A 22341-nucleotide genomic window follows, 5' to 3' on the forward strand; every position below is an offset into this window, starting at 1 on the left:
CACCATCACCGCCACGTCGGCCACCGCGACGGCCGCCACCGTGACCCGGGAGGCAGTCTCATGACCGTCACCGCGCCGCGGGGATTCCGGGCCGCCGGAGTCGCCGCCGGGCTCAAGTCCGGCGGTGCCCGCGACATCGCCCTGGTCGTCAACGACGGACCCGACGCCACCGCGGCCGGGGTCTTCACCGCCAACCGGGTCAAGGCCGCGCCGGTGCTCTGGACCCAGCAGGTGGTCAAGGGCGGCGTGGTGCGGGCGGTGCTGCTCAACTCCGGCGGCGCCAACGCCGGCACCGGCCCGGCCGGCTTCCAGGACACCCACGCCACCGCCGAACACACCGCCGCCGCCCTGACCGGCGCCAACGCCCGGCTGCGGCTCGGTGCCGGCGAGGTGGCGATCTGCTCCACCGGGCTGATCGGCGAGCGGCTGCCGATGGAGAAGCTGCTGCCCGGGGTCCGGTCGGCGGTGCGCGGGCTGGCCCGCGACGGCGGCCTGGCCGCCGCCGAAGCGATCATGACCACCGACACCCGGCCGAAGACCACCGTGGTTTCCGGCACCGGCTGGACGGTCGGCGGGATGGCCAAGGGTGCCGGGATGCTGGCGCCGGCGATGGCCACCATGCTCAGCGTGCTGACCACCGATGCGGTCGCGGGACCGGACGCGCTGGCCGAGGCGCTGCGGGCGGCCAGCCGGGTCACCTTCGAACGGGTCGACTCCGACGGCTGCCTCTCCACGAACGACACCGTGCTGCTGCTGGCCAGCGGCGCGTCCGGGATCGAGCCGACCCAGCAGGAGCTGACCGCCGCCGTGACGGCGGCCTGCCACGACCTGGCCCAGCAGCTCGTGGCCGACGCGGAGGGCGCCACCAAGCAGGTCGCCATCGAAGTGGTCGGCGCCGACACCGAAGACGACGCGGTCGAGGTCGGCCGGGCGGTGGCCCGCAACAACCTGGTCAAGACGGCCCTGTTCGGCAACGACCCGAACTGGGGCCGGATCCTGGCCGCCGTCGGCACCACCGGCGCCGTCTTCGAACCGGACGCCATCGACATCGCGGTGAACGGGGTCTGGGTCTGCCAGGGCGGCACCGCCGGCGAGAGCCGGCACAAGGTCGACCTGCTCGCCCGGGACGTGGCCATCCGGATCGACCTGCACGCCGGCACCGAGACGGCCACCATCTGGACCAACGACCTGTCACACGCGTACGTGCACGAGAACTCGGCGTACTCGACATGATGATGCTGACCCGGGACCTGACCGCCGCCCAGGCCAAGGCGGCCACCCTGATCGAGGCGCTGCCCTGGCTGGCGAACTTCCACGGCGCCACCGTCGTGATCAAGTACGGCGGCAACGCGATGGTCGACCCCGCGCTGCAGCGGGCCTTCGCCGCCGACATGGTCTTCCTGCGCTACGCCGGCCTCAAGCCGGTGGTGGTGCACGGCGGCGGGCCGCAGATCTCGGCCATGCTCGGCCGGCTCGGCATCGCCAGCGAGTTCAAGGGCGGGCTGCGGGTCACCACCCCGGAGGCGATGGACGTCGTCCGGATGGTGCTGGTCGGCCAGGTCGGTCGGGAACTGGTCGGCCTGATCAACGAGCACGGGCCGTTCGCCGTCGGGCTCTCCGGCGAGGACGCCCGGCTCTTCACGGCCGTGCGCCGGCCCGCCTACGTCGACGGCGCACCGGTCGACATCGGCCTGGTCGGCGACGTGGACGCGGTGAACCCCTCGGCGGTGGCCGACATCATCGCCGCCGGCCGGATCCCGGTCATCTCCACGGTGGCGCCCGACGTCGACGGGGTCCTGCACAACCTCAACTCCGACACCGCCGCCGCCGCGCTCGCCGTGGCACTGCGGGCCCGCAAACTGGTCGTGCTCACCGACGTACCCGGCCTGTACGCGGACTGGCCCGACACCAGCAGCCTGATCTCCGAGATCGGCACCGACCGGCTCGCCGCGTTGCTACCCCGGCTGGAGTCCGGCATGGTGCCCAAGATGGAGGCCTGCCTGCGGGCGGTGCGCGGCGGGGTGCCGGCCGCGCACGTGGTCGACGGCCGGGTCGCCCACTCCACCCTGCTGGAGGTCTTCACCTCCGAGGGCTTCGGCACCATGGTCGTCCCGGAGAGGGTCGCCCCGGGAAGCCCGAACGGCGACAGCAGCGCCAGCGACAGCACCGCAAGCGACGGCACGGAAGAGGGAGCGGCATGACCACGCTGGTCGACCGGTGGCGGCAGGCCATGATGGACAACTACGGAACCCCGCCGCTGGCGCTGGTCGGCGGCGCCGGGGCGGTGGTCACCGACGAGGCCGGCCGCGAGTACCTCGACCTGCTCGGCGGGATCGCCGTCAACGCCCTCGGGCACGCCCACCCGGCCGTGGTCGCCGCCGTCTCCCGGCAGGTGGCCACCCTCGGGCACGTCTCCAACCTCTACGTCGCCGAGCCGCCGGTGGCCCTGGCCGAACTGCTGCTGGCCCTGGTCGGCCGCCCCGGCCGGGTGTTCTTCGCCAACTCCGGCGCGGAGGCCAACGAGGCCGCGTTCAAGCTCTCCCGGCGCACCGGCCGCAGCCACGTCGTGGCCACCGACGGCGGCTTCCACGGCCGGACCATGGGCGCCCTGGCACTGACCGGCCAGCCGACCAAGGCCGACCCGTTCCGGCCCCTGCCCGGCGAGGTCACCCACGTCCCGTACGGCGACGTGGAAGCCTTGGCGGCGGCCGTCACCGATGCCACCGCGATGGTGATCCTGGAACCGATCCAGGGCGAGAACGGGGTGGTGGTGCCGCCCGCCGGCTACCTCGCCCAGGCCCGCCGGATCACCGCCGCGCACGGCGCGCTGCTGGTGCTCGACGAGGTGCAGACCGGCGTCGGCCGCACCGGCCACTGGTTCGCCCACCAGGCCGACGGCATCGAACCGGACGTGATCACCCTGGCCAAGGGGCTCGGCGGCGGGCTGCCAATCGGCGCCTGCCTGGCCTTCGGCCCGGCCGCCGACCTGCTCGGCCCGGGCCTGCACGGCAGCACCTTCGGCGGCAACCCGGTCAGCTGCGCGGCGGCCCTGGCGGTGGTCTCCACCATCGCCAGCGAGGGACTGCTCGACCACGTCAAGCGGATCGGCGAGCGGATCCGGCGCGGCGTCGAGGCGCTCGGGCATCCGCTGGTCGCCGACGTACGCGGCGCCGGGCTGCTGCTCGGCATCGCCCTGGCCGAACCGGTCGCCGGGGCGGTGGCCGGCGCGCTGCGCGACGCCGGCATCCTGGTCAACCCGGTGCAGCCCGGCGTGCTGCGGCTCGCCCCGCCGCTGATCCTCACCGCCGGCCAGGTCGACACCTTCCTGGCCGCGCTGCCGGCCGCCCTGGACGCCGCCGCGCCGGGGGAGGTCCGGTCGTGACCCGGCACTTCCTGCGCGACGACGACCTGAGCCCGGCCGAGCAGGCGGCGGTGCTCGACCTCGCGGACCGGATGAAGGCCGACCGGTTCGGGCACCGGCCGCTGGCCGGCCCCCGGTCGGTGGCCGTGCTCTTCGACAAGCAGAGCCTGCGGACCCGGCTCTCCTTCGACGTCGGCATCGCCGAACTCGGCGGCAACCCGATCGTGGTGGACACCCAGGCCACCCACTTCGGCCGGGGCGAGTCGCTGCTCGACGCCGGCCGGGTGCTGTCCCGCTACGTCGCCGCGATCGTGCTGCGTACCCACGGCGACGAACGGATCGCCGAGCTGGCCGCCGGCGCCGGCGTGCCGGTGGTCAACGCGCTCACCGACGGCTTCCACCCCTGCCAGTTGCTGGCCGACCTGCAGACAATCCGGGAACGCCTCGGCGGCACCGCCGGGCGCCGGCTGGCCTTCGTCGGCGACGCCGCCAACAACATGTCGCACTCCTACCTGCTGGCCGGCGCCACCGCCGGCATGCACGTGCGGGTCGCCGGGCCGGCCGGGCACCACCCGGCGCCGGCCGTGGTGGAGCGGGCGGCCGCCATCGCCGCCGACACCGGCGGGTCGGTACGGGTGCTGCGCGACCCGGCCGAGGCGGCCGACGGGGTGGACGTGATCGCCACCGACACCTGGACGTCGATGGGGCAGGAGGGCGACGGGCTGGACCGGGCCACCCCGTTCTGGCCGTACCAGGTCAACAAGGCCCTGGTCGCGCGGGCCGCGACCGGCGCGATCGTGCTGCACTGCCTGCCCGCCCACCGGGGCGAGGAGATCACCGACGAGGTGCTCGACGGCCCGCACAGCGCCGTCTTCGACCAGGCGGAGAACCGGCTGCACGCGCAGAAGGCGCTGCTGACCTGGTTGCTGGCGCGGTCGGGCGGGGGAGCACCGCGGTGACCGGGCCGCTGACCCGCACCGCCCGGCACGCCCGCATCGTCGAGCTGATCCGGGACAAGGCGGTCCGCTCGCAGACCGAGCTGGCGGAGCTGCTGGCCGGCGACGGCGTCCAGGTCACCCAGGCCACCCTGTCGCGGGACCTGGAGGAGCTGGGCGCGGTGAAGGTGCGCGGCGGCGACGGGCCGGCCGTCTACCTGATCCCGGAGGACGGCAAGCGCCCGCTGCGCGACGCCGAGCAGGCCCCGGCGCGGCTGCAACGGCTGCTGCACGAGCTGCTCACCGGCGTCGACGCCAGCGGCAACATCGCCGTGCTGCGCACCCCGCCGGGCGCCGCGCACTATTTGGCCAGCGCGCTCGACCGGGCCGGCCTGCCCGACGTCGTCGGCACCATCGCCGGCGACGACACCATTCTCGTCGTGGCCCGGGAGGCCACCGGCGGCGCCGCGCTGGGGGAGAAGCTCGCCGGCTGGGCCGCCGGGGCCGACCGGCTTGATTCATCTGACACCGTTGAGGGGAGCACCACATCATGACCGAGCGCGTCGTCCTGGCGTACTCCGGAGGGCTGGACACCTCCGTGGCCATCCCGTACCTGGCCGAGCAGACCGGCGCCGAGGTGATCGCCGTGGCGATCGACGTCGGGCAGGGCGGCGAGGACCTGGCGGCGATCCGGCAGCGGGCGCTGGACTGCGGCGCGGCGGAGTCGGAGGTGGTCGACGCCCGGGAGGAGTTCGCCGCCGACTACTGCCTGCCGGCGGTGCGGGCCAACGCCCTCTACATGGACCGCTACCCGCTGGTGTCGGCGCTGTCCCGGCCGCTGATCGTCAAGCACCTGGTGACGGCGGCGAAGAAGTACAAGGGCACGATCGTGTCGCACGGCTGCACCGGCAAGGGCAACGACCAGGTCCGGTTCGAGGCCGGGCTGGCCGCGCTCGCGCCTGAGCTGAAGGTGGTGGCGCCGGCCCGCGACTTCGCCTGGACCCGGGACAAGGCGATCGCGTACGCGGAGGAGAAGGGCCTGCCGATCGACGTGACGGCGAAGTCGCCGTACTCGATCGACCAGAACCTGTGGGGCCGCGCGGTGGAGACCGGCTTCCTGGAGGACATCTGGAACCCGCCGATCGAGGCGCTGTACTCCTACACCGCGAACCCGGCCGAGCCGCGCGACCCCGACGAGGTCGTGATCACCTTCGCCGGCGGCGTACCGGTGGCGATCGACGGCGAGACGGTCACCCCGTACCAGGCGATCGTGGAGCTGAACCGGCGCGCGGGCGCCCAGGGGGTCGGCCGGCTCGACATGGTCGAGGACCGGCTGGTCGGCATCAAGAGCCGCGAGGTGTACGAGGCACCCGGCGCGATCGCCCTGATCACCGCCCACCAGGAGCTGGAGAACGTCACCGTCGAGCGGGACGTGGCCCGGTTCAAGAAGGGCGTCGACCAGCGCTGGGGCGAGCTGGTCTACGACGGCCTGTGGTTCTCGCCGCTGAAGGGTTCGCTGGAGGCGTTCATCGACGACACCCAGCGGCACGTCTCCGGCGAGGTGCGGCTGACCCTGCACGGCGGCCGGGCGGTCGTCACCGGCCGGCGCTCCGAGGCCAGCCTCTACGACTTCGGCCTGGCCACCTACGACACCGGCGACACCTTCGACCAGTCCCAGGCGAAGGGGTTCGTGCAGTTGTGGAGCCTGCCCAGCAAGATGGCGGCGGCCCGGGACGCCCGGCTGTCCGGCCCGCGGCAGTGACCACCAAGATAGAGGGCGTGGACGACCGCAGCCTGACCGAGAACACCAGCGGACCGAACCGGACCAGCCTGTGGGGTGGCCGGTTCGCCGGCGGCCCCGCCGAGGCGCTGGCCCGGCTCTCGGTGAGCGTCCAGTTCGACTGGCGGCTCGCGCCGTACGACCTGGCCGGTTCCCGGGCGCACGCCCGGGTGCTGGCCGCCGCCGGCCTGCTCGACCCGGACGAGCTGGGTCGGATGCTCGCCGCGCTGGACGACCTGGAGGCGGCGGTCCGCACCGGCACCTTCCGGCCGACCGTCGAGGACGAGGACGTGCACACCGCGCTGGAGCGCGGCCTGCTGGAGCGGCTCGGCAGCCTCGGTGGCAAGCTGCGGGCGGGCCGGTCCCGTAACGACCAGGTCGCCACCGACCTGCGGCTCTACCTGCGCGACCACGCCCGGATGGTGGCCCGGGACCTGACCGAGCTGGCCGCCGCGCTGGTGGAGCAGGCCGGCCGGCACCTGGACACCCCGGCGCCGGGGATGACCCACCTGCAGCACGCCCAGCCGGTCACCTTCGGGCACTGGCTGCTCGCCCACGTACATCCGCTGCTGCGCGACCTGGAGCGGCTGCGCGACTGGGACGACCGGACGGCGGTCAGCCCGCTCGGCGCCGGCGCGCTGGCCGGCTCGTCGCTGCCGCTGGACCCCGGCGCGGTCGCCAAGGAGCTGGGCTTCCGGGAGTCGTTCGCCAACTCGATGGACGCCGTCGCCGACCGGGACTTCGTGGCCGAGTTCCTGTTCTGCACCGCCCTGCTCGGGGTGCACCTGTCCCGGCTCGGCGAGGAGGTGGTGCTCTGGACCTCGCAGCAGTTCGGCTGGGTGGAGCTGGACGACGCCTTCGCCACCGGCTCGTCGATCATGCCGCAGAAGAAGAACGCGGACATCGCCGAGCTGGCCCGAGGCAAGTCCGGCCGGCTGGTCGGCGGCCTGGTGGCGGTGCTGACCATGCTCAAAGGGCTGCCGCTGACCTACGACCGGGACATGCAGGAGGACAAGGAGCCGGCCTTCGACGCGGTGGACACGCTGGCACTGCTGCTGCCGGCGCTGACCGGGATGATCTCCACCATGACGGTACGGGTGGACCGGCTCGCCGCCGCCGCCCCGGTCGGCTTCTCGCTGGCCACCGAGGTGGCGGACTGGCTGGTCCGGCGCAACGTGCCGTTCCGCGACGCGCACGAGATCACCGGCCGGCTGGTGGCGCTCTGCGTGGCCCGCGACTGCGCGCTGGACGACGTCTCCGACGACGACCTGCGGCTGGTCAGCGACCACCTCGACCCGTCGGTGCGCGAGGTGCTCTCGGTCGGCTCGGCGCTGGCCGCCCGGACCACGGCCGGGTCCACCGGCCCCGGTCCGGTGGCCGACCAGCTCGCCGCCGCCACCGAGGCGCTCGCCGGCTGGCGTGCCTGGGCCACCGACCCCGGGACCTGACCGCTCGCACCGGCGGGCGCCGGCTCGGCCCGGCTCGCCGTGCGGGGGCCATGATCGGAAGGACATTCGGCACGCCCTGACCCGTCGAGGCGTGCCCGATGTCCTTCCGATCATGATGGTAGGCCGGCTGCGCAGGCGAGATCCGGGCGTTGCGGGCCACCGCTCGGCTACGGCCCCCGCCGGGTACGCGGACGGGCTACCGGCGTACGCAGAGGTATGCCGCGTAGACGCCCGGATAGTCGGCGCGGTCGGCCTCGATGATGGTGAAGCCGGCCCGCTCCAGCATCGGCTCCAGCAGCCAGCTGAACGTGCTGTGCTCGCCGCGTACGTGTTCGGCCAGCTCTTCTCTGGTCCAACCGGTCGCGGCCGACGGTGATGCACCGGCCAGCCAGGCCTCGACCCGCTCGGTGGCCTGGGCCGGCTCGAAGTCGTAGACCAGGTCGCGCAGGTAGAACAGCCCGCCCGGCCGCAGCGCCGCGGCGATCCGGGTGAGCGCGACCGCCTTCCAGAAGTCCGGGATCTGGTGCAGCGCGTGCCGGCTGTAGGCGAGGTCGGCCGGCGGCCCGGTGTGCCGGTACGACAGCAGGCCGGCCGGCGCGACCTCGACGTTCGTCGCGGCGGAGCGGGCCACGGCGGCGCGGAGCTGGCCGAGCATCGCCGGCGACACCTCCACGGCGACGACCCGGGCGCAGTGCGCGGCGGCGGCCAGCGCGAACCGGCCGGTCCCGGCGCCGTAATCGATCAGGGTGGCGTCCGCGGCCAACCCGTGCCGGCGCAGCAGCTCCAACTCGGGCGCCGGGTCATGGCCGGCCTTGCGTTCGTAGCCCGTCACGTACGCCGGGTCCAGGTGTTCGGCGCCGGCGTGCGCCTGCTCGTCGAGCCACCAGTCGGGGAGATCGGTCATGATCGCATCCTGCGCAGCCCGGACCGGTCGGTCCACCCATTTTGCGCCGCGGCGTCCCGTGGGTCGGCTCCCCGGCGCGCGGTCCCGGGCGGCCGGGCCGGGCAGCACCCGGGCGCCGCCGCGGGTCAGTGGTGCCAGGGCAGCTGGACCGGCCGGTCGGGTAGCCGGCCGGCCACCACCTCGGTGAGCAGGGGCACCAGCCCGAGCGGGTAGACGGTGTCGGCGGTACCGGACAGCTCCTCGACGCTCCACCAGCGGTGCCCGGCGTGGTGGCTGCGTTCCAGCTGTTCCATCCGCCGGGTGTCGACCCGGTGGCCGTCGACGCGGTGGACGAAGAAGTCGTCGCGGAACAGCCCTCGGGCCCAGCCGAGGTCGGCGTGCCCGGAGGTGCTGGCGATCGGGCCCGCGAGCGTCCGGGCGGGCACCACCAGGCCGATCTCCTCGCGCAGTTCCCGGGCGGCGGCCCGGCGTACCGACTCCCACCGGTTCACCCCGCCGCCGGGGGTCAGCCAGCAGTACCCGAGCTCGGTCGAGCCGCTGTGCAGCAGCAGGATCCGGTCCGCGCGGTCGATCAGCAGCACCCGCGCCGACCGCCGCCGGTACCGTCTCGGCATCCGCATCGGGCCAGGGTAGCCAGCGGGCACCGAGGTTGTGGATCGGGCGGCGGCGGCGTTTGCTGGCGGGGTGGACTACTCGGACTACTCGTGGCTGCGGGCGCCGGCCGCCGACATCGCCGCCACCGCGCGGTCGCTGCTGGGGTGGGAGGTCGCCGGCGACGGGGTCCGGGTCCGGCTGACCGAGGTCGAGGCGTACGCGGGCACGGGTGAGGATCCCGCGTCGCACGCGCACCGCGGGCCGACACCGCGGGCCCGGGTGATGTTCGGTCCGGCCGGTTCCGCGTACGCCTACTTCGTCTTCGGGATGCACTGGTGCTTCAACATCGTCTGCGGCCGGGTGGGTGAGGCGGCGGCGGTGCTGATGCGCGCCGGCCAGGTGGTCGACGGGCTGGAGTTGGCCCGGCTGCGACGCGGCGGGGTCGCCGACCGGGATCTGGCGCGCGGGCCGGCCCGGCTCGGGTCGGCGCTCGGAGTGGGGCCGGAGGCGAACGGCACGTCGATGGTGGACGGCACCGGTCCGCTGCGGTTGACCCCACCGACCCGGCCGGTCGGCGCGGCGGAGATCGCGGTGGGACCGCGGGTCGGCGTCGCCGCCGCCCACGACCTGCCGTGGCGGTTCTGGATCGCCGGCGACCCCACCGTCAGCGCCTACCGCCGGCACACGCCGCGACGCGGCCGGGCCGGTCCGGGTCCGGGAGCCGGCCGAGGTCCGGAGGCCGGTCAGGGTGCTGGGGCCGGTCAGGGTCCGGCGGTCGGTCCGGCTCCGGGGGGCGGTTCAGGTTCCGGGGTCGGTCCGGTGCCGGGGTAGGCGACCCCGGTCAGGCGCAGTGGGGTGTACGCGGCGAACCAGCCGTCGTGGCGCCGGTACGGGGCCAGTTCCCAGTCGCGGGCCACCTCCCGACCGGCCAGGGCGTCGAGCACCAGCCGCTCGGTCTCGGTGCTGACGTAGACCCGGTCCTGGTACACCGAGTGGACCCGTAGCCGCAGCGCCGTGGTCTGGTCCGGCGGCAGGTGCCACAGCCGCCTGCCGTCGGCCAGGTCGTAGCCGGCGACGCCGTCGTCGGTCGCCACCGCGGTGGAGCCCAGCGGGTCCACCTGCATGCAGGTGTTCCCGGTCCGCGCCACGACGGTCTCGCCGGTGTCGGCCCGGACCACCAGCGGTACGTGCCGGCCCATCACCACGAACGTGTCGTCGCGGGGCACCGCGCACTGCGGGTGGTCGGCCGATTTCGCCCGGTGGGCGTACCGGTGGGTCCAGAGCGGGCGGCCGGTGGCGACGTCATAGCCACGCAGCTCGACCGCTGCGGAGGTCAGGCGCGAGGTCAGTAGCACCCCGGCACCGACCGCGAGCGCCGCGACCCGGGCGCAGCAGTCCCGGTCCGTCGCCGTCCAGCCACGCAGGTGCGGCTGGAGGGCGACGACGAGCAGCGGGTGGTCGACCGGGAGGCGGGGATTGCGCAGGCCGAACGCCGCGTACCCCCGCGGATCGGTGCCGACCAGCTCGACGCCGGACCAGCCGCGGTCGGCGACCTCGGCCGGCAGCCGCACCGCCGCGTCGTGGATCGGCTGGCCGGTGGCCCGGGAGTGCACCTGCAGGCGCGCTTCGCTGCGCCGCGGGCTGAGCCCGTCGGGTGGATGATTGGCCTGGTAGAAGAAGACCGCCAGGGTCTCCGACTCGGTGTCCAGCAGCGTCGCGTCGCGAACCTCGACATCGGTCACTCCCTCGGGCTCGACCAGGGTGAGCTGCTCCTCCTGCTGGCCGGTGACCGGGTCGACGAAGGTCAGCGAGTCGTTCAGCCGGTGGGCGAGGGCGCGGTCGGAGGTGAGGGTATCCGCGTCGATGGTCAGCCGGCCGGCGGTGGGCTGCTCCGGTCCGGATGGTTCGGCCGTCCCACAGGCCGTTGTCAGCAGCACCATCAGTGTCAGTACGCCGGCCAGGGGCGTGCGCCACCGGCCCGTCCAGGAGTAACGCACAGCGAGAAGAGTACTTCGATCCGCGACTATATCGCGGTAAGCAATCACGGAACTTCACATCGTGAGTTCAGTTCGCCTTCGCCGTGGGCGGTCCGGTTGCGGCGGCGTCAGGCGTCGGTCTCCGTGGCGTCGTCGGCTGACGCACCCGCCCCGAGCACGGCGGTCGGTGCGCAGAGCACGGTGATCCGGTAGCTCAGGCCGAGGTTGGACCAGATCTCGCCGCGCAGGTCCAGGCAGACGCCGGCGCCCGGCAGGCCGTCCGGGTGTTCGAAGAAGTCGGCGGACGGCTCGGCGATCGCGCCGACCAGGCCCTGGGTGCCGCGCCCGGTGCCGGGCACCTGGAGGATGCCGACCGTCACCTGCACCTCGACGTCCTCGAGGGCGTCGATGTCGTACCAGTGGGTGTCCGGCAGGAACAGTCGGGAATCGACGGTCCGGTGCTGGTACTGCGGTCCCATCATCCCGGTCTCGTCGCCAGGGCGGTCGCCGATCCAGGCCGTCCCGGCGTACTCGGTGCGCAGCCGCCGGGCCTCGGTCGGGAACTCGGTCACCAGGGTGTCGAGGCGCGGTTGGGCCGCCAGATGTACGTCAGCGTCGGTCACCTGCGGGACTTTAACACCGCCCTTCCGGGCCGCCGGCCGCGGTCGCGGCACGCCGGGAGGTCCGTCATAGACCGAAGTGGATGTTGACAGGCCATCGATTATTAGTAAACTCTCCTTTCAGAGAGCGCTCTCACGGTCTGGATACCATCCCGCCTCCCGGAGGAACCGAAGGATGAATCGAACGCTGAGCGCCGCCCTCGGCCTGCTCGTGGCCGCCACCCTCACCACCGTGCCCACCGGCACCGCGGCGGCGGAACCCGCGCCGCAGCCCCCGTCGACCGGGCGGACGACCGCCGGCGCCGCACTGCCCGCCGACCAGCTCGCCGCCCTGCGCCGCGACCTGGGACTGACCGCCGACCAGGTCGCCACCCGGCTCGCCGCCGAGGCCGCCGCCCCGGTGACCGAACGGCGCCTGCGCGCCGAACTCGGCGGAGCGTACGGCGGCTCCTGGCTGGCCGCCGACGGCCGTACCCTGGTCGTCGCGGTGACCGACCCCGCGCGGACCGCGCAGATCCGCGCGGCCGGCGCCCGACCGCAGCTCGTCACCCGCCCCGAGGCCGACCTGGCCCGGGTCAAGTCCACCCTGGACCGGCACGCGGCCGCCGCCAGCCGGGCCGCCGCCGGCGCCCGGTCCGCGGGCCAGGCCGGGCCCGCCATCCACTCCTGGTACGTCGACCCGGCCAGCAACAGCGTGGTGATCCAGGCCGCCGACGCCGCCGCGGCCGGTGAGTTCGCCGAATCCGCCGGGGTGCCGGCCGGATCGGTGCGCGCCGTGGTCTCCCCGCACGCCTACCGACCCGTCTACGACCTGCGCGGCGGCGACCAGTACACCATCAACGGCAACACGCTCTGCTCGGTCGGGTTCGCCGTCGCCGGTGGATTCGTCACGGCCGGCCACTGCGGCGGGGTCGGCAGCCCGACCACCGGCAGCGGTGTCGCCCAGGGCACCTTCCGGGGCTCGTCGTTCCCCGGCAACGACTACGCCTGGGTGCAGACCAACGCCAACTGGGTGCCCCGGCCGGTGGTGAACAACTACAGCGGCGGCACAGCCAGCGTGGCCGGGTCGCGGGAAGCCGCCGTCGGCAGTTCGGTCTGCCGGTCCGGCCGCACCACGGGCTGGCGCTGCGGCACCATCACCGCCCGCGACGTGACCGTCAACTACTCCGGTTCGTACGTCTACGGGCTGGTCAGCAGCACCGCCTGCGCCCAGCCGGGGGACTCCGGCGGCTCGTTCCTCGCCGGTGACCAGGCGCAGGGCGTCACCTCCGGGGCCGGCGGCAACTGCAGCACCGGCGGCACCACCGTCTACCAGCCGGTCAACGAGATCCTCGGCGCCTACGGCCTGTCGCTGACCACCACCGGGGGCGGCGGCGCCAGCCGGCTGATCGGGTACGCCGACAAGTGCATCGACGTGCCCAACTCCAACGGCGTCGACGGACAGTACCTGCAGCTGTGGACCTGTAACGGCACCAACGCCCAGAACTGGACGTTCGCCGGGGACGGCACCGTGCGGGCGCTCGGGCTCTGCATGGACGTCGCCTGGGGGTCGACCGCCAACGGCGCGGTCGTGCAGCTCGCCAACTGCAGCGGCAACCCGGCCCAGCAGTTCGTCCTCAGCGGCGCGGGCGACCTGGTCAATCCGCAGGCCAACAAGTGCGTCGACGTGCAGGGCTGGAACAGCGCCGACGGCGCCCGGCTGGCGATCTGGGAGTGCACCGGCGGGGCCAACCAGAAGTGGCGGCGCGGCTGATCCGTCGTCCGATCTGAGCCGGTCCCACCTGGTGGCAGCCAGGGGCCGGGGAGGATCCCCCGCCGCGGCGCGGTGCCGCCCGCGGCTGGGGACACCGGTCAGCCGGCCGGCCTGAGCCGGCCGAGCTCGGTGCCCTTGGCGTCGACCAGCACCAGAACGTCCCCGTCCAGGCCGGCCTGCGACGCCTCCGACAGCCACTGCGCGATCGGCACGTTGTCGCAGCCGACAAGCGTGCTCGCGCCGCTGGTGGCCAGCAGCGGGCCGCCGGACGCAGCGACCCAGCGCCCGCCCAGGGCGTTGCAGCCGTCCGAACCGCGCCAGCTGCCGTCGGCGGTCAGCTCCACGAACGCGGGGTCCGGTGCACCGGTCGGACCGGTGGCTGGTACCCAACGGCCGAGCAGCGCCTCCGGGGCCGGCAGCGGGGTGAGGTCGGCCGGCAGCGGAGCGGGCGGGGCGAACGCCCGGCGTACCTCGTCGGTGACGACCGGCGGTTCGGCCTGCTCCGGCAGGATGTCGGGAGCCGGCTCCGGCTTCCCGCCGGGTGCCAGCCGGGCCAGCACGTCACCCTGGACGTTGAGCAGCAGGCGGTCCTCGCCGGCGGTCCGGAACGAGGTGGCCTCGCGCAGCCAGGCCGGGGTCGGCTCCTCGGCGAGCTCGCATCCGCTGGCGCCGTAGACGGCGGCGACGAACAGGCCGCCGGTGTCGGCCCGCCAGGAACCGGACAGGTTGCCGCAGTCGCGCCACAGGGACAATTCGGTCGGAGCGACGCGTAGCACCGCGCCCGCCTCCTCCTGGGCCGCCTCCTCGACGGCCCAGAGGCCGATCAGGGCGACCGGTTCCGCGTCGGCCGCGCCCGGAGCGTCGGACGGGGTCGCCGTCGCCGATCCGTCGTCGGCCGACCCGGCGCAGCCGGCCAACAGCAGCGAAACCAGGACAGCCGTCATGATCTGCCGGTTTCCGCGCATCACGCCTCCTTGAGTTATGGCCACAACGGTAGTTGGTGGTCCCCGATTGGACGTCGAAAGCGACCGAACCGTTGCATGTCAGCGACCGATGATGATCGACCGCGGCCGATCAGACGAGGGGCAGGCCGAGCAGACCGGCCGCCGCCCGGCAGCGCGCCGGGTGGGTGAGCACGTCGACCGAGTCGACCGCCTGGTCGATGGTGCCCGGCAGCGCGGGCACCGATCCGTCGGGCCGCCCGCCGAGCCGGGTCAGCAGCGCCCGCACCTGCGGGTCGACGATCGACCCGGTGAGCGCGGTGGTGAACCGCTCCGCGCCGAGCACCCGGATGTCACGGTCGTGGAAGCGGCGGGGAGCGGGATCGACCGGGTCCGCCAGCCGGAGCTCGTTGGTGGCGGCGGCCAGCCCGCTCGCGGCGGCGCAGAGCGCCGCCTCCCGCTCCCGCCAGTCGGCGGCGGCCAGCGCGGCGCGCAGCGGCGGATCGAGCGCCGTCGCGACGGCAAGCTCGCGGAAGGCCCGGCCCAACCACTTGTCGTACGGCGCCCACACCCGGGCCACCAGGAAGGAGAGCCGGACCAGGTCCCGGGCGATCCGGCCGGCCAGCAGCCGGGAGCCGAGGTCGTCGCCGGTGCCGCCGGTGCGGCCGACGAACGCCTCCGCCTGTCCGACGCGCAGCCAGCCGGCGGCCAGCGCGTACCGCCAGACGTCGGGCGGGTACCACCGCAGCGCCCGGCGCCGGACGCCGAGTTCGTCGGCCGGATCGTGGAAGACCGCGCCCCGGGTCAGGGCGGCCAGTTGCTGGGTCGGGGTGAGCAGCCAGTCGGCCAGCGCCATCCCGGCGGCCGGATCGACGCCCAGCCGGGCGGTGAAGTAGTCCGGCGCCGTGTCGACGAGCACCCGGTGCCCCGGCCGACCCGGCGGGCCGTCCGCGCCGGGCGCCCGGGCCGGGAACGTCACCGGGTAGCCGTCGAACCGCTCGGGCAACCGGTCCAGGAGCGCGCGGACCGGGTCGGGATCGGTGCCGGGCGGCAGGAACAGCTGCAGCCGGGGGCCGAAGTCGTGGTCGGTGGAGACCTCGTCGTCGTACCCGAGCACCTCGGACCCGGGACCCAGCAGGGCGGCCGCGTGCGGCTGCCCGGCCAGCAACGGCCCCACCACCGACCGGTAGAACCGGCCGGCCAGCTCGATTCCGGTCACCGCGCCCTCCACTGCCGACTGTCGCGTGCCAGCATGGTACGCAGGCGGGCACCGACGACCGGCCGATGGCGACCACCGCGTCGCTGATTCGCGATCCCCGCCGGATCCGCAGGTCAGTGTGATAGAAGTTCAACGGTGGCTGAGCCGATGACCACCGATTCACCCGACTCGACGCGGCCGGATCCCGAGCCGTCACCGGGCCGGGGCACCGGCCGGGGTCGGCTGCGCTGGGAGCTGCTCGCGTTCCTGGAGATCAGTGCCCTGTGCGGGATGGCCGTCACCCAGCCGCTGCTGGACGTCTTCGGGCGCAGCCCGGACTACTTCATCTTCCACCGCGCCGGCGTGGGCGACATCCTGCTGCTGGTGGCGGCGGTGACGCTGACCCCGGCGCTGGTGCTGTGGGGGCTCGGCGCCACCGCCCGGCTGGCCGGCCGGCGGGTCCGCTCGGCGGCGCAGGCGGTCGTGCTGGGCATCCTGTTCGCGATCCTCGCCGTCCAGGTCGGCAAGGCCACCACCGGCGTACGCGGCCTCCCGCTGGCCCTGCTGGCCGCGCTGACCGGCGCCGCGCTGGCGGTCTGCTGCACCCGGTTCAGCGTGCCGCGCCAGGTGCTGCGGGTCGCCTCGGTCGGACCGCTGGTCTTCGGGCTGCTCTTCGTCTTCACCTCGGCGGCGTCCCCGGTGGTGCTGCAGGCCGGCGGCGCGTCGGTCGCCGCGGGACAGTCGGTGGGTCCGCATCCGCCGGTGGTGATCCTGGTCTTCGACGAACTGCCCCTGATGTCGCTGCTCGACGACGCCGGCGAGATCGACCGGGAGCGGCTGCCGAACTTCGGTCGGCTCGCCGACGAGGCAACGTGGTACCGCAACGCCACCGCGGTCGGCGGCACCACCACCTTCGCGGTACCGGCGATGCTGACCGGCCGCTATCCCGGCGCCGAACCGGTCGCGCCGCACTTCTCGCGCCATCCGGAGAACCTGTTCACCCTGCTCGGGGACGCCTACCGCATCGAGGCATGGGAGAACATCACCCAGCTCTGCCCGCCCGAGCGGTGCGCCGGCCGGCCCGGTCAACCCCGCGGTGGGGTGACCACGATGCTGCGGGAGAGCGCCGCGCTCCTCGGCGAGCTCGCCTCGCCGTACGAGAGCACCCGGGACCCGATGGCCACCTTCCAGGAGCGGACGCTGGGCGAGGACATCCGGGAGGGTGACCGGGACCCCGACGTCGGACCGGAGTTCCGGATGAACCGGCTGGGCGACAGTCAGCCGGCCCGGTTCACCGAGTTCCTGGCCAGCCTGCGGCCGACGACCGAGCCGACGCTGCGCTTCCTGCACCTGCTGATGCCGCATTCGCCCTGGGCCTACCTGCCCTCCGGGCAGCGCTACCAGGGGCCGCGCGGACTGCCGATCGACGGCCGCTGGTGGGCGCGGCTGGCGCACCAACGCCACCTGCAACAGGTCGGCTACACCGACCGCCTGCTCGGCGAGACGATGCGCGCGCTGCGGGCCACCGGCCAGTACGACGAATCACTGATCATCGTCACCTCCGACCACGGGGTCAGCTTCAGCCACGGAACTCCGCCCCGGACCCTCGACCCGCAACAGCGCGCCGCCGCCGAGCTGGCCTGGGTGCCGCTGCTGGTCAAGGAACCCGGACAGCGCGCCGGCCGGGTCGACGACCGCAACTGGGAGCACGTGGACCTGGTGCCGACGGTGGCCGAGCACACCCAGGTGCGGTTGCCCTGGCCGGTGGACGGCGTATCGGCGCTGGGTCCGCCGAGAACCACCGGCGACAAGAGGTTCGCCAACGCACCCGGCGACACCGTCACGATCCGCGACCCGGCCCACTTCGCCACGGTCCGGCAGGGCGCCGACACCCGGCCGGTGCTGCCCGACATCCCGGAGCTGAGCCTGATCGGGCGGGCGGTCGACGAGCTGCCGGTCACCGACGGCGGGCCGACGGTGACGTTGGAGAACCACGCCGAGTACGCCGACGTGCGGCCGGCCGGCGGCGACCTCCCGGCACTGGCGTACGGGTCGCTGCCGGAGACGATCGCGCCGGACACCCCGGTGGCGATCGCCCTGAACGGACGGATCGGCGCCGTCGCGCTCGCCGGACGCGACCGGGAAGAGCGGCTGCGCTTCGCCGGGCTGATCACCGAGCCGCTGTTCGTCGAGGGCGCCAACCGGGTGGAGCTGTTCCAGGTGACCGGGGGCGGCGCCGGACTACGCCGCCTCCCGATCGGTTAGCCGCTCCGGTCCGGTCGCGACCCGGCTGGTGGTCAGTCGGCCGGGCCGGGCTGGGTCGGCGGCTGGGTCGCGGGCCGGGCCGGCAGCGGGTAGCCCCACTTGGTCGCCAGGTCCCGCAACTCGGGGGTGAGCTCGACGGCCGGCACCTCGCGGGGGGCCTGCACCTTGCCGGTGCGGATCCGGTCGGTCCAGTCACCCAGCCCGGCCTTGATCGAGCCGTGCGACTTGCTGCCGTAGTCGAGCATCGCCGGCTCCCACTCCAGCTCGAGAAACTCGCAGATCCGGCGGGTCTCCGCCTCGGGTTCGCTGACCAGGGTCTCGTAGCGGACCGTGCAGCCGGGCAGCATCTGGCGGGCCTCCTGCACGCTGCGGCCGTACTTGAGCACGCTGGCGGCGGTCTCCTCGGCGCTCTGCTGGGGGCGGGCCCGCGCCCACGAGTCGAAGACGGAAGCCGGATGCCGCAGCAGGAAGATGAACCGGGCATCGGTCCAACACCTGGCGATCCGGCTCCACATGAAGACGTGGTTCGGGGTCTTCTCCACCAGCACGGTCTTCCCGCTGCGCTGCAACGCGGCGTCCAGGGCCCGGTCCCAGAGCAGATGGGTCAGTTCGTTCTCGTCCCAGCCCAGCTCGGCGAAGCTCTCCCGGACGTACCGGTCGTTGAGGGTGGCCCGCAGCTTGCCCAGGTGCAGCTCGTGCGGCGCGTAGATCGCGGAGTGGCTGTTCAGCATCATCCGCAGCAGGGTCGAGCCGGACCGGACGGAGGAGAAGATGAAAACCGGCCGATGCAGGAGTCGCTCGGGGCGCCTGATCAGTTTCGGTCGGCCGTCGCGTCGAACGACCTGCACTCCGGTCGACCTGGCGAGGCGCACGGTGAATTGATCTTTCCAGCCCATCGAACTGACGTTACAAAGCCTTCCTGTGAGGAATGTAAAGGGTCGGCAACGATCAACCGGGGCGGACAACCCAGCGGATACCGCCGGCCAGATGGGCCCGGAAGTCCGGATCTGAGTACCCGGCGACGGTGTGACCCAGTCCGGTGTAGAACGCCCGGCCGCCGAGCGACTCGTGGCACCAGGCGATGGCATGCTCCGCGCCCATCCCACCACCGCGGTAGGTCGACTCGTCCACGGTCAGCAGCACCCGGGTGCCGGCCGCCGGGGCGGCCCGGAAGTCGTACCACTCGTCGGTCCGCCGCCAGCGCGCCGGCAGCCCCGCCGTGGCCGGATGGTCCGGGTCGGCCACCCGCACCACGGCCGGCTGCACGTCCGGGTGCCGGTCGAAGTACGCGCCGACCAGCCGGCCGTAGAACGGCCAGTCGTACTCGGTGGCGGCCGCCGAGTGCACCCCCACGAAGCCGCCGCCGCCGCGCACGTACGCCTCGACGGCGCGGCGACCGGGCGGATCGAGCACCGTGCCGTTGGTGTTCAGGAACACCAGCACCCGGTACCGTGCCAAACCACCCCCGGCGAGGGCGGCCGGATGCTCGGTGGCGTCGACCCCGAACCCGGCCGCCGCGCCGATCTCCCGGACCGCCTCGATGCCGGCCGGAATGCTGTCGTGGCGGAAACCCGTGGTGCGCGAGAAGACGAGCACGTCGAAGCGGGCGGCCACCCGACCGAGGCTACCGGGACGCCCGGTGTCGCTCGCTGGCAGGATTGGCGCCGACCGTGGTGGGGCAAGTTGGCACATCACCGCGTACCGCTGGAACCGGTCGTCCGGGCCGGTGGCGGACAGCTGTGAGGAGACCCGGAAGTGCAGACGTACTGGACGCAACTCGCCCTGGTCGGCGTGCTCGTCGTCCTCAACGCCGCCTTCGCCGGCAGCGAGATGGCCCTGGTGTCGTTGCGGGAGAGCCAGCTCCAACGGCTCGAACGCGCCAGCCGCTCGGGGCGGGTGCTGGCCCGACTGGCCAAGGACCCCAACCGGTTCCTCGCCACCATCCAGATCGGCATCACCCTGGCCGGCTTCCTCGCCTCGGCGGCCGCGGCGGTCTCCCTGGCCCGGCCGGTGGCGCCGCTGCTGAGCCCGCTCGGTACGGCGGCCGAACCGGTCTCGGTGATCCTGGTGACGCTCGTCCTCACCTTCGTGACGCTGGTCTTCGGCGAACTGGCACCCAAGCGGATCGCCATGCAGCGGGCCGAGCGGTGGGCGCTGGTGGTCGCCCGCCCGCTCGACCTGCTGGCCAGCCTCTCCCGGCCGGCGGTCTGGGCGCTCGGCGCCACCAGCGACCTGGCGGTCCGGCTCGTCGGGGTGGATCCCAAACCACAGCGGGACGAGATCAGCCCGGACGAGCTGCGGGACATCGTCGCCGGCCACCACGGGCTGACCGTCGAGCAGCAGACCATCATCGCCGGCGCGGTGGAGATCGCCGACCGCCGGCTGCGGGCGGTGCTGGTGCCCCGGCTGCAGGTCTTCTCCCTGGACAGCGGCACCACGGCCGACGCCGCCCGGATCGTGTTGGCCGCGTCGGGGCATTCCCGGGCGCCGGTGGTCCGGCACGGGCTGCTCGACGACGCCGTCGGGGTGGTGCACCTGCGCGACCTGGTGGGGGTGCCGGGCGACCGGCCGGTCGACGAGTGCGCGCGGTCGCCGATGATGCTGCCCGACTCGCTGCCGGTGGTGGAGGCGCTGCGGCAGTTCAAGGCGGAACGCCAGCACATCGCCTTCGTGGTCGACGAGCGCGGCGCGGTCGACGGCATCGTCACGATGGAGGACGTGCTGGAGGAGATCGTCGGTGAGATCTACGACGAGACCGACCGGGACGTGCGGGCGGTCCGGCGCGACCCGGACGGCTCGTTCCTGCTCCCCGGCACCTTCCCGGTGCACGACCTGACCGACATCGGCGTCGAGCTGCCCGGCCGGCCGGGCGGTGACTACACCACCGTCGCCGGACTGGTGCTCACCGAGCTCGGCCGGATCCCCTCGGGGCCGGGGGAGCGGGTCCATCTCGACGATTGGGCGTTGGAGGTGGTCCAGGTGCAGAACCACGCGATCACGGCGATCCGGCTGCGGCCGGCGGAGCGCAGCGACAGCAACAGCGAACCCGCCGTGGACGCCGCGACCGGCTCCTGACGGTGCGGTCGACCGGCTCCTGACGGTGCGGTCGACCGGCTCCTGGGCGTTCGGTCGCTGATCTATTTCGGTCTGGCTGGGCGGGGCGGCGAGGAGAGATTCTGCAGGCGTACCTGGCCCCGGGCCACCAGCCGGTCCCGCTCGTCGGCGATCTCCACCTGCCAGAGCTGCTGGCTGCGGCCCCGCTGCACCGGGGTGGCGACGGCGGTCAGCTCGCCGTCGCGGACGGCTCGGAGGAAGTCGGTCTGGTTCGCCACCCCCACCACGTTCCCGCGCCCGCCGAGCCAGAGCGTGGCACCGACGCTGGCCGCCGTCTCGACGACCGCGCAGTAGACACCGCCGTGCAGAAGGCCGTACGGCTGGAGCAGGTCGGGCCGGCACCGCCATCTGATCACCACCCGGTCGGCGTTCGCCTCGTCGAAGCGAAGACCGAGCAGGCCGGCGAATCCGCCGGTGAAGTCGGGCGTCTGCACCGGCGTCCCCCTCACACGATGATCATCCAATCGGCGAGCTTACCCACCCGCGGACGCTCACCTGCTGCCCGCACACCCCCCGCAGGTCGGCGGGCGGGAAAACCCGGTGCGGTCGGTCGATGGTGATGGGGGAGAATTCCGTGGTGACCGAGAGCAGCATTCCTTCCCCGGCGGCCGCCCATCCGCCGTCGTTGATCGACGACCTGTTGTGGCGGGGCCTGATCCAGGACTCCACCGACATCGACGGGCTGCGCAGCCGGCTCGCCGAGCCGGCGACGTTCTACGTGGGTTTCGATCCGACCGGCCCGAGCCTGCACGTCGGCCACCTCATGCAGGTGCTGACCGCCCGCCGCCTGCAACAGGCCGGACTGCGCCCGTTGCTGCTGGTCGGCGGGGCCACCGGGCAGATCGGCGACCCCAAGGAGAGTGCGGAGCGGGTGCTCAACCCGCCGGAGGTGGTGGCCGGCTGGGTCGACCGGATCCGGGAACAGCTCGCCCCCTTCGTCAGCTTCCACGGGAAGAACGCCGCCCGCCCGGTCAACAACCTCGACTGGACCGGGCAGCTGTCGGTGGTGGAGTTCCTCCGGGACGTCGGTAAGCACTTCCCGGTCAACCGGATGCTGGCCCGCGACGTGGTGCGCAGCCGGTTGGAGAGCGGAATCAGCTTCACCGAGTTCAGCTACCAGCTGCTGCAGGCCAACGACTTCTTCGAGCTGCACCGGCGGTACGGCTGCGTGCTGCAGTTCGGCGGATCCGACCAGTGGGGCAACATCACGGCCGGGGTGGACTACGTCCGACGCCGCGGCGCCGGCCCGGTGCACGCCTTCGTCACGCCGCTGGTGACCCGGGCGGACGGGACGAAGTTCGGCAAGACCGAGGGCGGCGCCGTCTGGCTGGACCCCCAGCTGACCAGCCCGTACGCCTTCTACCAGTTCTGGATCAACGCCGACGACCGCGACGTCGGCCGGTACCTGCGCTACTTCAGTTTCCGCAGCGCCGGCGAGATCGAGGAGCTGGA

At 73.6% G+C, this 22341-nt stretch carries 19 protein-coding genes and 2 pseudogenes (1 of these 21 running past the window's edge); 12 read left to right on the forward strand and 9 right to left on the reverse strand.

Features of this window, described 5'->3' with window-relative positions:
* Positions 1–60: 60 nt before the first annotated feature.
* The 7 genes and pseudogenes from argJ (at position 61) to argH (ending at position 7524) form a co-directional block, all read left to right on the forward strand.
* Positions 61–1233 carry a bifunctional glutamate N-acetyltransferase/amino-acid acetyltransferase ArgJ gene (gene argJ, locus O7627_RS14450; RefSeq protein ID WP_278094025.1) on the forward strand — a complete coding sequence of 391 codons (1173 nt, stop codon included), beginning with the start codon at positions 61–63 and terminating at the stop codon, positions 1231–1233.
* Positions 1233–2201, forward strand: a complete 969-nt coding sequence (argB, locus tag O7627_RS14455; protein WP_278098283.1) for an acetylglutamate kinase — start codon at positions 1233–1235, stop codon at positions 2199–2201. Before argJ ends, argB begins: the two co-directional genes overlap by 1 nt.
* Positions 2198–3422 (forward strand): annotated as a pseudogene (locus O7627_RS14460) (acetylornithine transaminase); the annotation flags it as partial. The gene argB and the pseudogene O7627_RS14460, both read left to right, overlap by 4 nt.
* Positions 3379–4320 carry an ornithine carbamoyltransferase gene (gene argF, locus O7627_RS14465; RefSeq protein ID WP_278094027.1) on the forward strand — a complete coding sequence of 314 codons (942 nt, stop codon included), beginning with the start codon at positions 3379–3381 and terminating at the stop codon, positions 4318–4320. The pseudogene O7627_RS14460 and the gene argF, both read left to right, overlap by 44 nt.
* Positions 4317–4850, forward strand: coding sequence for an arginine repressor (locus O7627_RS14470; protein WP_278094028.1), 534 nt, complete (start codon positions 4317–4319; stop codon positions 4848–4850). Before argF ends, O7627_RS14470 begins: the two co-directional genes overlap by 4 nt.
* Entirely contained in the window at positions 4847–6058 is a 1212-nt protein-coding gene (locus O7627_RS14475) for an argininosuccinate synthase (RefSeq protein WP_278094029.1), read from the forward strand. Before O7627_RS14470 ends, O7627_RS14475 begins: the two co-directional genes overlap by 4 nt.
* Before the next feature lie 8 nt (positions 6059–6066).
* Complete coding sequence (argH, locus tag O7627_RS14480; RefSeq protein ID WP_278098284.1) at positions 6067–7524, forward strand: argininosuccinate lyase; 1458 nt, start codon at positions 6067–6069, stop codon at positions 7522–7524.
* 196 nt (positions 7525–7720) lie between these two features.
* Here the strand turns inward: argH and O7627_RS14485 are convergent, their stop codons facing one another.
* Both O7627_RS14485 and O7627_RS14490 read right to left on the reverse strand, forming a co-directional pair.
* A complete protein-coding gene (locus tag O7627_RS14485; protein ID WP_278094030.1) occupies positions 7721–8428 on the reverse strand; it encodes a class I SAM-dependent methyltransferase in 708 nt (235 codons plus the stop codon).
* 125 nt (positions 8429–8553) lie between these two features.
* Positions 8554–9048 (reverse strand): NUDIX domain-containing protein, encoded by a 495-nt coding sequence (locus O7627_RS14490; RefSeq protein ID WP_278094031.1) that lies wholly within the window; start codon positions 9046–9048, stop codon positions 8554–8556.
* A 64-nt stretch (positions 9049–9112) separates the two neighbouring features.
* Between O7627_RS14490 and O7627_RS14495 the strand changes: the two are divergent.
* A pseudogene (locus O7627_RS14495) lies at positions 9113–9718 on the forward strand (DNA-3-methyladenine glycosylase); the annotation flags it as partial.
* A gap of 65 nt (positions 9719–9783) precedes the next feature.
* Here the strand turns inward: O7627_RS14495 and O7627_RS14500 are convergent.
* Both O7627_RS14500 and O7627_RS14505 read right to left on the reverse strand, forming a co-directional pair.
* Positions 9784–11019 (reverse strand): PQQ-binding-like beta-propeller repeat protein, encoded by a 1236-nt coding sequence (locus O7627_RS14500; RefSeq protein ID WP_278094032.1) that lies wholly within the window; start codon positions 11017–11019, stop codon positions 9784–9786.
* 107 nt (positions 11020–11126) lie between these two features.
* Entirely contained in the window at positions 11127–11621 is a 495-nt protein-coding gene (locus O7627_RS14505; RefSeq protein ID WP_278094033.1) for a hypothetical protein, read from the reverse strand.
* A 172-nt stretch (positions 11622–11793) separates the two neighbouring features.
* Between O7627_RS14505 and O7627_RS14510 the strand changes: the two genes are divergently transcribed.
* Complete coding sequence (locus O7627_RS14510; protein ID WP_278094034.1) at positions 11794–13371, forward strand: ricin-type beta-trefoil lectin domain protein; 1578 nt, start codon at positions 11794–11796, stop codon at positions 13369–13371.
* A 98-nt stretch (positions 13372–13469) separates the two neighbouring features.
* Here the strand turns inward: O7627_RS14510 and O7627_RS14515 are convergent, their stop codons facing one another.
* A complete protein-coding gene (locus O7627_RS14515; protein ID WP_278094035.1) occupies positions 13470–14336 on the reverse strand; it encodes an META domain-containing protein in 867 nt (288 codons plus the stop codon).
* Positions 14337–14445: 109 nt separating this feature from the next.
* The gene (locus O7627_RS14520) at positions 14446–15531 is read right to left on the reverse strand and encodes a DUF4037 domain-containing protein (RefSeq protein WP_278094036.1); all 1086 of its coding nucleotides are present in this window, start codon (positions 15529–15531) and stop codon (positions 14446–14448) included.
* A gap of 147 nt (positions 15532–15678) precedes the next feature.
* Here O7627_RS14520 and O7627_RS14525 point away from each other — a divergent pair, with 147 nt between their 5' ends.
* Entirely contained in the window at positions 15679–17775 is a 2097-nt protein-coding gene (locus tag O7627_RS14525; RefSeq protein WP_278094037.1) for a sulfatase-like hydrolase/transferase, read from the forward strand.
* 32 nt (positions 17776–17807) lie between these two features.
* On the opposite strand, the gene O7627_RS14530 is transcribed toward O7627_RS14525, so the two are convergent.
* Positions 17808–18671 (reverse strand): sulfotransferase, encoded by an 864-nt coding sequence (locus O7627_RS14530; RefSeq protein ID WP_278094038.1) that lies wholly within the window; start codon positions 18669–18671, stop codon positions 17808–17810.
* Positions 18672–18723: 52 nt separating this feature from the next.
* A complete protein-coding gene (locus O7627_RS14535; protein ID WP_278094039.1) occupies positions 18724–19389 on the reverse strand; it encodes a ThuA domain-containing protein in 666 nt (221 codons plus the stop codon).
* Between the two features lie 141 nt (positions 19390–19530).
* Between O7627_RS14535 and O7627_RS14540 the strand changes: the two genes are divergently transcribed.
* Positions 19531–20850 (forward strand): hemolysin family protein, encoded by a 1320-nt coding sequence (locus O7627_RS14540; protein WP_278094040.1) that lies wholly within the window; start codon positions 19531–19533, stop codon positions 20848–20850.
* 62 nt (positions 20851–20912) lie between these two features.
* Here O7627_RS14540 and O7627_RS14545 read toward each other — a convergent pair whose 3' ends face one another.
* A complete protein-coding gene (locus O7627_RS14545) occupies positions 20913–21323 on the reverse strand; it encodes a PaaI family thioesterase (RefSeq protein WP_278098285.1) in 411 nt (136 codons plus the stop codon).
* A gap of 143 nt (positions 21324–21466) precedes the next feature.
* Between O7627_RS14545 and tyrS the strand changes: the two genes are divergently transcribed.
* Positions 21467–22341 carry the 5' portion of a tyrosine--tRNA ligase gene (gene tyrS / locus O7627_RS14550; RefSeq protein ID WP_278094041.1) on the forward strand. 418 nt of this gene lie beyond the right edge of the window, so only the first 875 of its 1293 coding nucleotides appear in the window; the start codon lies at positions 21467–21469; its stop codon lies off the right edge, out of view.

Origin of the sequence: Solwaraspora sp. WMMD1047 (assembly GCF_029626155.1) — a bacterium.
Lineage (GTDB): Bacteria > Actinomycetota > Actinomycetes > Mycobacteriales > Micromonosporaceae > WMMD1047.

Excerpts from the sequence above, each read along its gene's own strand:
- O7627_RS14490 (WP_278094031.1), bottom strand. The coding sequence starts at position 9,048 with ATGCGGATGCCGAGACGGTACCGGCGGCGGTCGGCGCGGGTGCTGCTG.
- argJ (WP_278094025.1), top strand. The coding sequence starts at position 61 with ATGACCGTCACCGCGCCGCGGGGATTCCGGGCCGCCGGAGTCGCCGCC.
- O7627_RS14485 (WP_278094030.1), bottom strand. The coding sequence starts at position 8,428 with ATGACCGATCTCCCCGACTGGTGGCTCGACGAGCAGGCGCACGCCGGC.
- argB (WP_278098283.1), top strand. The coding sequence starts at position 1,233 with ATGATGCTGACCCGGGACCTGACCGCCGCCCAGGCCAAGGCGGCCACC.
- O7627_RS14475 (WP_278094029.1), top strand. The coding sequence starts at position 4,847 with ATGACCGAGCGCGTCGTCCTGGCGTACTCCGGAGGGCTGGACACCTCC.
- O7627_RS14510 (WP_278094034.1), top strand. The coding sequence starts at position 11,794 with ATGAATCGAACGCTGAGCGCCGCCCTCGGCCTGCTCGTGGCCGCCACC.
- O7627_RS14515 (WP_278094035.1), bottom strand. The coding sequence starts at position 14,336 with ATGCGCGGAAACCGGCAGATCATGACGGCTGTCCTGGTTTCGCTGCTG.
- O7627_RS14530 (WP_278094038.1), bottom strand. The coding sequence starts at position 18,671 with ATGGGCTGGAAAGATCAATTCACCGTGCGCCTCGCCAGGTCGACCGGA.
- O7627_RS14525 (WP_278094037.1), top strand. The coding sequence starts at position 15,679 with ATGACCACCGATTCACCCGACTCGACGCGGCCGGATCCCGAGCCGTCA.